The organism is Prauserella sediminis (assembly GCF_014195435.1).
Lineage (GTDB): Bacteria > Actinomycetota > Actinomycetes > Mycobacteriales > Pseudonocardiaceae > Prauserella > Prauserella salsuginis.
The window spans coordinates 1-13,812 of the sequence record NZ_JACIBS010000005.1 but is presented as its reverse complement, the minus strand read 5'-3'; the positions used below and the strand labels follow the sequence as shown (position 1 = coordinate 13,812).

The 13,812-nt window shown below is 67.0% G+C and carries 12 protein-coding genes; 2 read left to right on the top strand and 10 right to left on the bottom strand.

Annotated features, from left to right (window positions below; all coding sequences use genetic code 11):
- Nucleotides 1-12 precede the first annotated feature (12 nt).
- From FB384_RS22015 to FB384_RS21990, 6 genes are all read right to left on the bottom strand, one after another.
- A complete protein-coding gene (locus FB384_RS22015; RefSeq protein ID WP_183786733.1) occupies nt 13-933 on the bottom strand; it encodes an alpha/beta hydrolase in 921 nt (306 codons plus the stop codon).
- 53 nt (nt 934-986) lie between these two features.
- On the bottom strand, nt 987-1,817 hold the full coding sequence (locus FB384_RS22010; RefSeq protein ID WP_228726596.1) for a DUF6282 family protein: 831 nt from the start codon (nt 1,815-1,817) through the stop codon (nt 987-989).
- On the bottom strand, nt 1,814-2,623 hold the full coding sequence (locus tag FB384_RS22005; protein WP_183786732.1) for an IclR family transcriptional regulator: 810 nt from the start codon (nt 2,621-2,623) through the stop codon (nt 1,814-1,816). The genes FB384_RS22010 and FB384_RS22005 overlap by 4 nt, the downstream gene beginning before the upstream one ends.
- 57 nt (nt 2,624-2,680) lie before the next feature.
- Entirely contained in the window at nt 2,681-4,030 is a 1,350-nt protein-coding gene (locus FB384_RS22000) for a sodium/glutamate symporter (protein WP_183786731.1), read from the bottom strand.
- 1,102 nt (nt 4,031-5,132) lie between these two features.
- A complete protein-coding gene (locus FB384_RS21995; RefSeq protein ID WP_183786730.1) occupies nt 5,133-5,783 on the bottom strand; it encodes a CoA transferase subunit B in 651 nt (216 codons plus the stop codon).
- Between the two features lie 9 nt (nt 5,784-5,792).
- Nucleotides 5,793-6,506, bottom strand: a complete 714-nt coding sequence (locus FB384_RS21990) for a CoA transferase subunit A (protein ID WP_183786729.1) — start codon at nt 6,504-6,506, stop codon at nt 5,793-5,795.
- Between the two features lie 155 nt (nt 6,507-6,661).
- On the opposite strand from FB384_RS21990, the gene FB384_RS21985 reads away from it, so the two are divergent.
- Together FB384_RS21985 and FB384_RS21980 are read left to right on the top strand one after the other, a co-directional pair.
- On the top strand, nt 6,662-7,453 hold the full coding sequence (locus FB384_RS21985; RefSeq protein ID WP_183786728.1) for an IclR family transcriptional regulator: 792 nt from the start codon (nt 6,662-6,664) through the stop codon (nt 7,451-7,453).
- Nucleotides 7,454-7,667: 214 nt separating this feature from the next.
- Nucleotides 7,668-8,330 (top strand): O-methyltransferase, encoded by a 663-nt coding sequence (locus FB384_RS21980; RefSeq protein WP_183786727.1) that lies wholly within the window; start codon nt 7,668-7,670, stop codon nt 8,328-8,330.
- 99 nt (nt 8,331-8,429) lie between these two features.
- Here FB384_RS21980 and glyA read toward each other — a convergent pair whose 3' ends face one another.
- From glyA to gcvP, 4 genes are all read right to left on the bottom strand, one after another.
- The gene (gene glyA / locus FB384_RS21975) at nt 8,430-9,701 is read right to left on the bottom strand and encodes a serine hydroxymethyltransferase (RefSeq protein ID WP_183786726.1); all 1,272 of its coding nucleotides are present in this window, start codon (nt 9,699-9,701) and stop codon (nt 8,430-8,432) included.
- A gap of 3 nt (nt 9,702-9,704) precedes the next feature.
- On the bottom strand, nt 9,705-10,079 hold the full coding sequence (gene gcvH, locus FB384_RS21970; RefSeq protein WP_183786725.1) for a glycine cleavage system protein GcvH: 375 nt from the start codon (nt 10,077-10,079) through the stop codon (nt 9,705-9,707).
- A 10-nt stretch (nt 10,080-10,089) separates the two neighbouring features.
- Nucleotides 10,090-11,169 carry a glycine cleavage system aminomethyltransferase GcvT gene (gene gcvT / locus FB384_RS21965; protein WP_183786724.1) on the bottom strand — a complete coding sequence of 360 codons (1,080 nt, stop codon included), beginning with the start codon at nt 11,167-11,169 and terminating at the stop codon, nt 10,090-10,092.
- Nucleotides 11,170-11,173: 4 nt separating this feature from the next.
- On the bottom strand, nt 11,174-13,812 hold a 2,639-nt coding region (gene gcvP / locus FB384_RS21960), incomplete at its 5' end, for an aminomethyl-transferring glycine dehydrogenase (protein ID WP_183786723.1).

Sequence of the window (13,812 nt, the reverse complement as noted above, 5' to 3'; positions counted from 1 at the left end):
CTCCCGACGTGTTCAGGCCCGAACGAGACGCGCGGGCTCTACGCTGTCACGAAAGGCGTCGGTCATGAACTCTTCCACGTGCTCACAGAGCCGGATGAACTCCGGATGGTCTCCGTACATGAAGTCGTTGTGGCGACCGTCGATCGTGTAGAAACTCTTCGGCGACGGAGCCGCGGCGAACAGCGACTCCGCTTCGGTCATGGGATGCAGCGTGTTGTGCACGCCGTGCCCGATGAACAACGGAGTTCCAGCCAGGTGCTGGACGACTCGTTCGACCTTGGTGGAGATGACGGACTCGGTGAACTGCAGCCGAGTCGGATGCCCGAACCCGTAGACCTGCTCGAGCTCCTTACCGACGTACTCCTTGGTCGCCGGGTCCAACGGGTAATGCTCGAATGTATCGGCCAGTGCGGATTCACCGCAAAGGACGCGTTGGGTCCGGTCTTGGCGGACGGTTTCGAGGATGGCGGTCCACTCGTCGTACGTGTGCACCGACCTCAGCCAGCGTTCGCCGTCGTAGAAACCGTTGAGCGCCGCAACGGCAGCGACCCTCGGTCCTTGTTGCGCGGCGAGGACGACGTTGGCTGCCCCCATGCCCCAGCCGATGAGGCCGACCTGGCGGGAGTCGACGTCGTCGCGGGATTGAACGAAGGTTACAGCGTTACGAACGTCCTCGACTTGCTGCTCGATGAGCACGGTTCCTTTCTCACCCTCACTGTCAGCCATGCCTCGGTAGTCGAATCCGAAACAGCTGAACCCTTGCGAGGTGAGCCGCTTGGCGAACATCTTCGGGTAGAATTCATTGAAACCCTGATAGCCGGAATTGATGATGACCACCGGCTTGGAAACATTGACGGGCACATTCTCGGGGTAATAAAAACTTGCCTGAAGGCGCGCACCTTCACTGTAGAAGGCAGTCTTGTTTTCGATCACGGTTCTGTCCTTTTCTTTCGTAGAAATCTTCCGCGGCACAGAGGTGAGGATCTTTAGGCTGGAGCGAAAAGCCCCTGCGGCACACGTGAGGCCGCGTCCTCGAGCCAGTTTCGGTCCAGGCCTTCGCCTGTCAGGGCGTCGATGAGCATCTCCAGGGCATCGGGTGGCGCCGGAGAGTCGATCTGGCCGGCATCCGATGCCAGCACCAGCCGGCGACCGGCCGCCTCGGCGACCCTGGCCAACATTGCGGGAGTACACCCCGGCTGGTGGAGCAGTTGAAACGTGGTGATCTCGGCGTACCCTCCGGCAGCCACGAGCTCTCCGGTCGCCGCTGGGCTCAGCCCGGGGACGGTGTAGGAGGGATGCGTGAACAGCACCCGGTTGATGCCGTAATAGCGGGACCTCTCGGCGAGCCAGCGGCATTCTTCGCCGCTGAGGTGTCCCGTCGCCAGGACGGCATCGTGATCGGCGATGAGCGCCATAACCTGTTCGACATCGTCGGCCGCCGTCTCGTCCAATGGGGGTATGGCGTAGGTGTGCGTCCCGAGACGGGGCTCTTGTCGGCACAGTCGGGGCAGGTCGGCTGCGTGCTGGGTGTGCGCGTCCGCAGTGGGCATCCACACCACCCGACCCCCTGCGGCCAGAGCCGCCGCGACGGCACTCGGGTTGATTCCGCTGCAGTGCTGGTTGAGGGCGATACCGCCGTAGACCGGCTTTCCGACCGCGCGCGAAGCCGCATGTGCGCGGCCAACGGTCGACTCGTAGTGGGCCTTCAGTACGAAACCGTCGAAGTCCGAGTTGGTATAGGTCTCGGCAATGACCGTGTCGTCCCCGAATCTGTCGATGACATCGGGGCCCGCGTGTACATGGCTGTCGAACATCATTGGTCCTTGGGCGGATACGTCGGGCCGGCCTCCGGTGAGGCCAGGGTCGTGCTGACGTAGTCGGCTGCATGACGGATGCGCCGCCCCAGGTCGGGCAGGCCACCGCCCAGGCGGTACGAGGGCACGGAGATGTTCAGCGCCGCAGCGATGCGGCCGTGGACATCACGCACCGGCGCAGCGACCGCCGAGAGACCCTCTTCGAACTCGTCGACCACGGCGACGTAGCCCAGCGAACGGCCAGCCTGAATGCTGTCCAACGTGCCTTTGACCTGCGACAAATCACCGACAGGAGATTCCCCCTCCGCGCTGCGTTCGGAACTGAGGGCGACCACACTGCGAACCTCGTCGGCTGAGTCATCGAGCATCAGGGCCCGCCCCGTCGAGGTGCTTGTCATCGGAACGGTTTTACCCACCCAGTTCACCGCCTCCACTGCACGCTGCGGCCCTTCGGTGAGGATCGTCAGAACCTGATCATGGCGACGGATACTCAGATGAGTGCGTTCACCGACAGTACGACTGAGTTGCCGCATCACCGGTGGCGCAAGCAGCAGCAGCCGCTGGTCTCCCGCCTGAGCCGCCACAGCGAACAGGCGCCACCCGAGGCGGTGAACGCCGTCGGGGTCCTTCTCCACCAGACCAAGGGCCACCAGAGGCTTGAGCTGGCGCGACACGCTGGACTTGTCCCGGTCCATAACCCTCGCCAGAGACGAGGTCGTCATGCCGGCCCGCCCGGTTCGATTGGCCTCTGCGAGAGCTTCCAGTACCGCCAGAACCCGCCCCGCCGCCGTGTCGCCGATGCCGTCCATGGAACCACTGTCTGTCGCCGGTGCGACCGGTGCAACTACGTGTTGCATGACTTGCAACTACACCTTCTCCGTCTGCGCGGCAGCCGGAGTGCGGGCGAAGGTCAGCTTGGCGAGCGTGATGATGGCGATCCCGACAGCGGTCAGCACCAGCGCAGTTGTCCACGCCCATCCTGCGATGACCAACACGGGCAACACAGCGATGATCGCGATGTCGACGAAGCCGATCGGCACATAGGCCACCCCGTAGTAGTCGAGCGTCTTCGACTTCATCTCCGGGTCGACGATGCGCAACACGGCGATCCCCATCGCCACCGTGCCCGTGTGTACTCCCCAGAGGAACAGGGACTGTTCGACGGGGTGGTCCGTAAAGGTCCTCTTGGCGACCAGGAAGTAGTAGGAGGCGATGAACACCACACCGAAGGTCAACAGCAGGGCCAACGGCCCGGCATAGGAAACCACGATGTCGGGGCTGATGCTGGCAACACCGAACGCCACCAACAGATCGCTGGCGGAGCTGGAGGTGCGCTCGAAGAGCTGCACGTCGAAATGCCTGCTCGCCTTGGTGGCCCGCATCACGAGAACCACGAGGATCGCAAGCAGGAACGCAACAGAGAAGGTGGGCACGCTGAGACCGCCCGCGGCCTGCGAGATCCATTCGGCGATGAGGTAAGCCACGGCCGATACCGCCAGGATCACCCCCGCGTGGTAGACCAGCGGATCGATGGACATGGTCGAGACCGGACTTTTCCCGACCGACTGCCGACGGTCAGGGTGGACCATCCCGGTGCGCAGCTCCTGGGGAAGATCGCTGAATTTCTGAAGATACGACGTCCGACCCCGCTGAGACTCGTACTTGATCAGCAGAATCCCACCGACGATGGCTACCACGATCCCGACCGTGGCAGCCGTCATCCCCAGCGCTTGAGCCTCTACCCACCTGTCACCGTAGACATCGGCAATGGCCGCAGCGGTGCCGTGTCCTCCCATGAAGCCTGCGGCCAGCATCAGACCGAACCCGTCAGGTATATCCATCATCGGGAACAACATGGTGATGATTCCCAGAGAGAAGAGAAGTCCGACTCCCCAGTACAGAATGACAACCGATTGGAACGTCGCCCAGGTCGCAGCGACGTTTCTGACCGCTTGGGAGAAAGATCCCAGCCGGGAAGTGAAGGGCATGGCCGCAAACACCACCGCAATGAGAATCCCCGAATAGTCGGCGAGGGACTCCGAGAATGGAACAACGCCAAAGCCGTTGGGACCCAAGACGAGCCCCAGCATTCCCGCAATAAGACTGGCCGGCAGGAAAAGAGCCTGGAGAACCCTGACCCGCGCTCGCAGCCATGTTCCTACCAGCAGTAAGAGGCACATAAACCCCAGATCAGTAAAAAGCTCCCACGCCGTCACATCAATCTCCCTTGCCTCAGCGGCCAGCCTTCGCCGCTGACCACATCGAAGACGCAGCCATGGGAACTCTTGCCCTACGCGTCATTGCCGGCGCCCAAGCGTGAGGCTGACGAGAACCTGGGGCAACTTCCTGTTGCGCTTATTGCAACCCGAAGCCAGTCGGCGCTGCCTCACCGGGCGGAGCGTTATCGCCGATACCGTGGATCACGCCGAACCCTGATGCGCCCGAACATGCCGATGATGCGCCATGCACCGGTGTTTGCACGTGAGTGCCTGAAGTCCTTACGCACCACGTCACGACAGGGATCGGCGACTTCTCGGCCCATACTTGCCGGTGTCGCACAGTGACGCATCACGCTAAGAAACGTCGCATCACCGCGCCATATCGAACCACGGCTCACATGGACTTGAGTGACGAGCCTCGTTGATGCCGGCCGCCGACGTCACCCGAGCCAAGCACGTGGTGGTGCGCTGCGGCTTGATCGCACCGCGTTTCCGGCAGCTATACGCGCTCACGGACGGCTCCGTCGCCGCGTACGTGTGGGACACCGGCGAGGCCACACAGCCGTCTCCGACGCACCGAGACTCGACCCGCATACACGAGGACCAGCTCCCGCACGACTCACCTGCAACGGCACCCTGCTCCGTCCGACCCGGGTAGCAGCCTTACCCGCGGGAAGTCCGTAAACGACATCGTCGTTGGTGGCACGCAGGTGCCTCTGCCATTCCGGCAGCAGGTCACGCAGGTCGTCTAGCGAGACGGAAGCCCGCCTCGTTCCGCTACGGCTCATGGTGCAAACGTCGACGGGCGAGTCCTTGGCTGTACGAGCACTGAACGAGATCGCATCCGCGCGTTTCCGCTGGTATGGGCCGGGTCGGACTTGAACCGACGGCCGAAGGATGATGAGACGTCCGGCAGTCGTCGCACAGCCCGTTCACAGGTGGAAAACACTCGCGCAAGACGTCACCGTGGGTGCGAACCAGGCCGCATAAGCAACCTTTTCGCACCCACACTCGCACCCGGGCATCCAGAAGGTCTTGAACCGACGCGTGGGACGCCGGTGGTGCGCCTGACTGAACGTGGCATCGCCGCGTTCGGCGGTTATCGGCGACCGGCTTCGGCCGTCTCCGCGATCGGCGCGTCGGTACGGTTCCGGACCTCGTCTTCGGTGACGCCGGGGGCGAGCGCGACCAGGCGGAGGCCGGTGTCGGTCACGTCGAGCACCGCGAGGTCGGTGATGATCCGGTTGACGACGCCCGAGCCGGTCAGCGGCAGGGTGCATTCCTCGACGATCTTCGGGGTACCGTCCTTGGCCACGTGGTCGGTGAGCACGACGACCCGGCGTGCTCCGACGACCAGGTCCATCGCACCGCCCATACCTTTGACGAGCGCCCCCGGGATCGTCCAGTTGGCCAGGTCGCCGGCTTTGCTGACCTGCAACGCCCCCAGGACGGCGATGTCGATGTGCCCGCCGCGCATCATGCCGAACGATGCGGCCGAGTCGAAGTAGCTGGCGCCGGGGTTGACCGTGACGGTCTGTTTCCCGGCGTTGATCAGGTCGGCGTCTTCCTCCCCCTCGACCGGGAACGGTCCGACACCCAGAATGCCGTTCTCGCTCTGCAGTGTCACCTGCACCCCGTCCGGCACATGATTGGCGACCAGGGTCGGGATGCCGATCCCGAGGTTGACGTAGTCGCCGTCGCGCAGCTCGGCGGCGGCGACGGCTGCCATGTCGTCACGTGTCCAGGCCATGGGTAGCTCCTAGTCGGTCGGCACGTCGGCGCGAGCGCGCACCGTACGCTTCTCGATGTCCTTGACGCGCGGCGCCGCTTGAACCATGCGGTCCACGTAGATGCCCGGTGTCACGACCCGTTCCGGGTCGAGGAACTCGCCGGTGAGGTGTTCGGCTTCCACCACCGTCACCCGGCCGCAGGTCGCCACCACCGGGTTGAAGTTGCGCGCGCTGGCCCGATAGACGAGGTTGCCCGCCGGGTCCGCGGTGTGCGCGTGCACCAGCGCCACGTCGGCGACGATCCCCCGTTCCTGTACATGCAAATGCCCGTCGAACTCGGCCAGCGGCTTACCCTCGGCCACCGGAGTTCCCACCCCGGCACGCGTGTAGAACGCCGCGATACCCGCGCCGCCGGCACGGAGCCGCTCCGACAGGGTGCCCTGCGGCGCGAACTCCACCTCCAGGGTCTCGTCGAGGAACTGCTGGGCGAACAGCTTGTTCTCCCCCACATACGAGGCGATGACCTTGGCGACCTGCTTGTTCTCCAGCAGAATCCCGAGACCCTTGCCATCGACACCCATGTTGTTCGACACCACCGTCAACCCGGTCACCCCGCTGTCCCGAACCGCCTCGATCAGGTCGTTCGGGATCCCGCACAGGCCGAACCCGCCGACGGCGAGCGTCATCCCGTCCACGAGCACATCGGCCAACGCCTCCTGCGCCCCGGCACGCAGCTTCGACACCTCGTCACCTCCCACCGTCCGACTACCGAACGGCGAGAAGTACAACGACTCGCTCGCTGTTTGGCAATATATCCAGGCATATCCACCGAAAGGTGATCGCACACCGAGCGCACACCTTCCTAGGCGTTCACTGAATGAACGCCTAGGCTCGAGCCATGCGCGAGGTATCGAACGCACACCTGGTCGGCAGAGTCGGAGGCGTGTTGCGCGCGCTGTCCGCGAGAAACGACAGCGGCGCCCTCACCGCCGAGCTGGCCCGTGACACCGACCTCCCACGACCCACGGTGCACCGCCTCCTCACCTCGCTGGCCGAGGAAGGCTTCGTCGACCGCGACCAGTCGACCGGCCGCTGGTTCCTCGGCCCGGAGCTCTACCTACTGGGCCAGACCGCGGGGAGCCGCTACGACGTCACCCACCACGCCCGCGCCAGCGTGCACCGGCTGGCCGAAGCAACCGGCGAGAGCGCCTTCTTCTCCGCGCTACGCGGCGAGGAAACCGTGTGCCTGATCCGCGAGGACGGCGATTTCCCCATCCGCTCGTTCGTGCTCTACCAAGGCGCCCGATTCCCCCTCGGCGTCGTCTCGGCAGGACTTGTCACCCTTGCCTTCCTCGACGACGCGGAGATCGACTCCTACCTCGACCGCACCGACCTGACCCGCCGATGGGGGCAGGCCCACTCCCCCGACGACATCCGTGCCCGCATCGAACGCACCCGCCGCGACGGATACGCCGTCAACCCCGGCCTCGTCGTCGAAGGCAGCTGGGGCATGGCAGCAGCCGTCTTCGACCCCGCCGGACGCCCCTCCTGGGCCCTCACACTCACCGGCATCGAAACCCGCTTCACACCCGAGCGGCAACCCGAACTCGGCGCACTACTCCTCCACGAGGCACACGTCCTCAGCCAACACCTCAACACCCCGAACGCGAAGCCCGCACAAGGGCGATGACACACCGCCGCACGACCGTTGGCAGCTGACCGAGCGCAATCACGGGCAGTGCCAGCACCCGCCCCGCCGCGCCTACGGTCGTGAATTCGACACTCTCGATCGACCGGCACCCGGCACCGGCGCAAATCGGCGTACCGGTTCTCCAACTGTCGGGCACCGAGCCGCGGCGGAAACTGCCGAGCACGCTGCGCGAGCAGCGCCTAACCTACCGGGCATGGATCCTCGGACATGGGCCACGGTGGACGACTACCTGACCGACAACCTGCTCGGTTCCGACGAGGCGCTCGACGGCGCGGCCCGCGCGGCCGCGGAGGCCGGCCTCCCGGACATCGCCGTCAGCGCGCCACAGGGCCGGTTCCTCACGCTGCTGGCCGGCATGGTCGGTGCGCGGTCGATCCTCGAGGTCGGCACGCTCGGCGGCTACAGCGCCATCTGTCTCGCGCGCGCGCTGCCACCGGAGGGCACGCTGATCACGCTCGAGGCCGACCCGCGGTTCGCCGACGTGGCACGCGGCAACGTCGACCGCGCCGGAGTCGGCGACCGGATCGACATCCGTGTCGGCACCGCACTCGACACCCTGCCCACCCTCCACGACGAAGCCCCGTTCGACCTCGTCTTCCTCGACGCGGACAAGGCCAACAACGCCAACTACTTCCGCTGGGCACTCGAGCTGAGCCGGCCCGGGACGGTGATCGTCGTGGACAACGTCGTCCGGGGCGGCGCCGTCGCCGACGCCGCCTCCGACGACCCCGGGGTGCGCGGCACGCGGGACATGTTCGAGCTGATGGCGACCGAGCCGCGCGTGGACGCCACGGCACTGCAGACCGTCGCAGACAAGGGCTACGACGGCTTCGCACTGGCCCTCGTCACCGGCTGAGCACTCTGTCACCGGCTGAGCACTCTTCTGGCAAACACGGCAACGGCCCGCCGCGCCGAGGCGCGAGCGGGCCGTTGCCGATCGGTGCTGGTACCGCCGTCAGGAAAGACCGGGGTACAGCGGGTGCTTCTTGGCGAGCAGCTCGACGCGCCCGCGCAGCTCACCGAGCGCGGCATCGCCGGTGCTCGGCTGCAGCGCACGGACGATGATGTCGGCGACCTCGGTGAAGTCCTCGGCACCGAAACCGCGCGTGGCCAGTGCCGGCGCGCCGACGCGCAGCCCCGACGTCACCATCGGCGGCCGCGGGTCGAACGGCACGGCGTTGCGGTTCACCGTGATGCCGATCTCGTGCAACCGGTCCTCGGCCTGCTGTCCGTCCAACGTGGAGTTGACCAGGTCGACGAGCACCAGGTGGACGTCCGTACCGCCGGTCAGCACGCGCACTCCAGCCTCGGCCGCGTCGGACTCGGACAGCCGGTTCGCGAGGATCTTCGCGCCCTCGATCACGCGCTGCTGCCGCTCCTTGAACTCGTCGCTGGCAGCGATCTTCAGCGCGACGGCCTTGCCTGCGATGACGTGTTCGAGCGGACCGCCCTGCTGCCCGGGGAAGACCGCCGAGTTGATCTTCTTGGCGTACTCCTGCTTCGACAGCACGATGCCGCCGCGCGGACCGCCGAGCGTCTTGTGCGTCGTGGTGGTGACGACGTCGGCGTACGGCACCGGGTTCGGGTGCAGGCCGGCGGCGACCAGACCGGCGAAGTGCGCCATGTCGACCATGAGCTTGGCGCCCACCGAGTCGGCGATCCGGCGGAACTCGGCGAAGTCGAGCTGCCGCGGGTAGGCAGACCAGCCCGCGATGATCAGCTGCGGCTTGTGCTCGTTCGCCAGCCGCTCGACCTCGGCCATGTCGATCAGGCCGGTCTCCTTGTCGACATGGTAGGCGGCGACGTTGTAGAGCTTGCCGGAGAAGTTCAGCTTCATGCCGTGCGTCAGGTGGCCGCCGTGCGCGAGGTCCAGCCCGAGGATCGTGTCACCCGGGTTGAGCAGCGACACCATGGCGGCCGCGTTGGCCTGCGCACCCGAGTGCGGCTGCACGTTGGCGTGCTCGGCGCCGAAGAGCGACTTGGCACGCTCGATCGCGAGGTCCTCGATGACGTCGACGTGCTCGCAGCCACCGTAGTACCGCTTGCCCGGATAACCCTCGGCGTACTTGTTCGTCAGCACCGAGCCCTGCGCCTCGAGAACGGATACGGGCGCGAAGTTCTCGGAGGCGATCATCTCCAACGTCGACTGCTGGCGGCGCAGCTCGTCGCTGACGGCCGCCGCGACCTCAGGGTCTACAGTGGACAGATCGGCTTCGAACGAACTCAATGGTCAGCCCTCCTGGGTGAGCGCGGTATAGGCGGCAGCGTCCATCAGTTCCGGCATGCTCTCCACGCGGACCTTGAACAGCCAGCCTTGTTCATACGGATCGGAGTTCACGGACTCCGGGGTGTCGATGACGGCCTGGTTGACCTCCGTGATCTCGCCGTCGACCGGGGCGTAGATCTCGCTGACCGACTTGGTCGACTCGATCTCGCCGCACGGCGTGCCCGCGCTCACCTCCGAACCGGCCTCCGGCAGTTCGACGAAGACGACGTCGCCGAGGGCCTCGGCCGCGAATGCGGTGATACCCACGGTGGCGACGTCACCGTCGACGGAGATCCACTCGTGTTCCTTGGTGTAGCGCAGGTTCTGGGGAATCGTCATGTCAGGCCTTTCAGCGACGCTGGTAGAACGGCAGGGCGACCACCTCGACGGGTTCGAGGCGACCGCGGATGTCGGCGGACAGGGTGGTGCCGGGCTCCGAGCACCGGACGGGCACGTACGCCATGGCGATCGGATGTCCGAGAGTCGGCGAGAGCGCACCGCTGGTGATCTCCCCGACCTCGTCGTCGCCCTGCAGCACACGGTAGCCGTGCCGCGGCGCGCGCCGACCACTGCCGGTGAGCCCGACCAGCACCGTCTCCGGTTCGGGCCGGCCCTCGAGAGCCGCACGGCCGACGAAATCACCCTCCTTGTCGAACCGAACCACCCGGCCGAGGTTCGCCGCGAAGGGGGACCCGTCCGCGGAAAGCTCGTTGCCGTACAGCGGCATGCCCGCCTCGAGGCGAAGCGTGTCCCGACAGGCCAGACCGCACGGCACGAGCCCGTGGCCCTGGCCCGCCTCGGTCAGCACCTGCCACACGGCGGCCGCGTCGTCGGCCGCGACGAACAGCTCGAAGCCGTCCTCGCCGGTGTATCCGGTGCGTGCGAGCAGCACGTCCCGCCCAGCGACAGTGGTCGGCACGCTCGCGTAGTACTTCAGCGTGGACAGGTCCGCGTCGCTGACGGCGCCGACGATGGCCGCAGAGGTCGGACCCTGCACCGCGATCAGAGCGGTCTCGGCGGAACGGTCGGTGACCGTCGTGTCGAACCCCTCGGCGCGGCGCACCAGTTCGGCCGACACCTCGGCGGCGTTGCCCGCGTTGGCGACCACCAGGTAGCGCTCCTCGGCGAGGCGGTAGACGACCAGGTCGTCGACCACACCGCCGCGCTCGTTGCACATCATGGTGTACCGGGCGCGGCCCACGGCCACGGCCGACAGCTTTCCGCTGAACGCGTAGTCGAGCGCATCGGCGGCCTGCGGACCGGCCAGTTCGATCTCGCCCATGTGCGAGAGGTCGAACAGCCCGGACGCCTCGCGCACCGCCCGGTGTTCGGCGAGGTCGCTGGAGTACCGCACCGGCATGTCCCAGCCGGCGAAGTCGGTGAACGACGCGCCCAGTCCACTGTGGACGTCGTGTAGCGGAGTCTTCATCGTCTCAGCTTTCGAAATCGGTGACGGGCGGGCAGGAGCACACGAGATTGCGGTCACCGTAAGCGCCTTCGATGCGGCGCACGGGCGAGAAGTACTTGCCCTTGGCCCGCGTCTTGCCCGGGTAGACCGCCAGCATGCGATCGTACGGCCGGTCCCACTCCCCCGCGATCTGCTCGGCGGTGTGCGGCGCACCCCGCAACGGGCTCTGCTCGACCTCCCACGTGCCCGAGGCGACCTCGGCGACCTCGCGACGGATCGAGATCATCGCCTCGCAGAACCGGTCCAGCTCCCCCAGGTCCTCGCTCTCGGTCGGCTCGACCATGAACGTGCCCGCCACCGGGAACGACATCGTGGGCGCGTGGAAGCCGTAGTCGATGAGCCGCTTGGCGACGTCGTCGACGGTCACGCCGGTCTGCTTGGTCAGCTGCCGCAGGTCGATGATGCACTCGTGCGCCACGAGACCGTGCTGGCCGGTGTAGAGCACCGGATAGTGCGGGCTCAACCGCGCGGCGACGTAGTTCGCCGCCAGCACGGCGACCTGCGTCGCGCTGGTGAGCCCGGCCGAGCCCATCATCCGCACGTACGCCCACGAGATCGGCAGGATCGACGCCGAGCCGAACGGCGCACCGGAGATCGGCCCCACGCCGGTCGCGGGCCCGGCCTCCTCGAATTGCGGGTGGTTGGGCAGGTACGGCGCGAGGTGCTCACGCACCGCCACCGGGCCCACGCCCGGACCGCCACCACCGTGCGGGATGCAGAACGTCTTGTGCAGGTTCAGGTGCGACACGTCGCCGCCGAACTCGCCCGGTTTCGCCAGTCCCAGCAGCGCGTTCAGGTTCGCACCGTCCACATAGACCTGTCCGCCCGCCTCGTGCACGATGTCGGCCAGCTCGGCGATCCCGGTCTCGTAGACACCGTGCGTCGACGGATAGGTCACCATGATCGCGGCCAGCGTGTCGCTGTGCTCGTCCACCTTGGACCGCAGGTCGGCGAGGTCGATGTCGCCGTCGTCGGTGCAGGCCACGACGACCACGCGCATACCGGCCAGCACCGCCGAGGCCGCGTTCGTGCCGTGCGCCGACGACGGGATCAGGCAGACGTCGCGCGCGGGGTGGCCGTTCGCACGGTGGTAGGCGCGGATCGCGAGCAGCCCGGCGAGCTCGCCCTGGCTGCCGGCATTCGGCTGCAGCGACACCGTGTGATAGCCGGTGACCTCGGCCAGCCAGGTACTGAGCTGGTCGGTCAGCTCCCGGTAGCCGAGCGCGTCCTCCGCAGGGGCGAAGGGGTGGATGCCCGCGAACTCCGGCCAGGTGACCGCCTCCATCTCCGTGGTGGCGTTCAGCTTCATCGTGCACGAGCCCAGCGGGATCATGCCGCGGTCCAGCGCGTAATCCAGGTCGGCCAGCCGGCGCAGGTAGCGCAGCATCGCCGTCTCCGACCGGTACGTGTGGAAGACCTCGTGCGTCAGGTACTCGGTGGTGCGCTCGAGTCCGACCGGGACCGCCGAGTCGCCTTCCGGCTGTGCGGTGACGCCGAACGCGGCGAGCACCGCGGCCACCGTCTCGGCCGACGTGGCCTCGTCACAGGCGATCCGCACGTGGTCCGCGCCGTCGCGGCCGAGGTTGATGCCGGCCTCGCGGGCGGCCGTGACGACGGCGTCGGCCTTACCCGGCACCCGGGCCAGCACCGTGTCGAAGAAGTGTTCGTGGACGACCTCGACGCCCCCGTCCCGCAGGCCGGCTGCCAGCGCCGTGGCATGACCGTGCACGCGTTCGGCGATCCCGCGCAACCCCTCCGGGCCGTGGTAGACCGCGTACATCGAGGCCATCACCGCCAGCAGCACCTGCGCCGTGCAGATGTTGCTGGTCGCCTTCTCCCGGCGGATGTGCTGTTCACGGGTCTGCAGCGCGAGCCGGTACGCGGGGGCGCCTGCCTCGTCGACCGACACGCCCACCAGCCTGCCCGGCAGCGACCGCTCGAGCCCCTTCCGCACGGCCAGGTAACCGGCGTGCGGACCGCCGTATCCCATGGGCACGCCGAACCGTTGGCTGCTGCCCGCGGCCACGTCGGCGCCGAACTCGCCGGGAGCCTGCACCATGGTCAGCGCCAGCAGGTCACCCGCGACGCAGTAGAGCGCCTTGGCTTCCTTGGCGGCCTCACCGATGCGCGAGTAGAACTCCGGCTCGCGCAGCACACCGGACACACCGGGATACTGGACGACGACGCCGAAGAACTCGTCGGGCAGCCCCTGCGAGAGGTCGCGGACATCGAGTTCGATGCCGATGACCTCCGCCCGCGTGCGCAGCACCGAGACGGTCTGCGGCAGGCACTCGGCGTCGACTACCAACGTCGAGGACTTGGCCTTCGACGCACGGCGCATCAGCATCATCGCCTCGGCCACGGCCGTCGGCTCGTCGAGCATCGAGGCGTTCGCGGTGTCCAGGCCCGTCAGGTCGGACACCATCGTCTGGAAGTTGAGCAGCGCTTCGAGACGGCCCTGCGAGATCTCCGGCTGGTACGGCGTGTAGGCCGTGTACCAGGCCGGGTTCTCCAGCACGTTCCGGCGGATGACGGCCGGCGTCACGGTGTCGTGATAGCCGAGCCCGATCATCTGGGTCATCGGCCGGTTCTTCTCCGCGAGGG

Excerpts from the sequence above, each read along its gene's own strand:
- FB384_RS21995 (WP_183786730.1), bottom strand. The coding sequence starts at position 5,783 with ATGGCCTGGACACGTGACGACATGGCAGCCGTCGCCGCCGCCGAGCTG.
- gcvH (WP_183786725.1), bottom strand. The coding sequence starts at position 10,079 with ATGACGATTCCCCAGAACCTGCGCTACACCAAGGAACACGAGTGGATC.
- FB384_RS22010 (WP_228726596.1), bottom strand. The coding sequence starts at position 1,817 with ATGATGTTCGACAGCCATGTACACGCGGGCCCCGATGTCATCGACAGA.
- gcvT (WP_183786724.1), bottom strand. The coding sequence starts at position 11,169 with ATGAAGACTCCGCTACACGACGTCCACAGTGGACTGGGCGCGTCGTTC.
- FB384_RS22005 (WP_183786732.1), bottom strand. The coding sequence starts at position 2,623 with ATGGACGGCATCGGCGACACGGCGGCGGGGCGGGTTCTGGCGGTACTG.
- FB384_RS21980 (WP_183786727.1), top strand. The coding sequence starts at position 7,668 with ATGGATCCTCGGACATGGGCCACGGTGGACGACTACCTGACCGACAAC.
- FB384_RS21985 (WP_183786728.1), top strand. The coding sequence starts at position 6,662 with ATGCGCGAGGTATCGAACGCACACCTGGTCGGCAGAGTCGGAGGCGTG.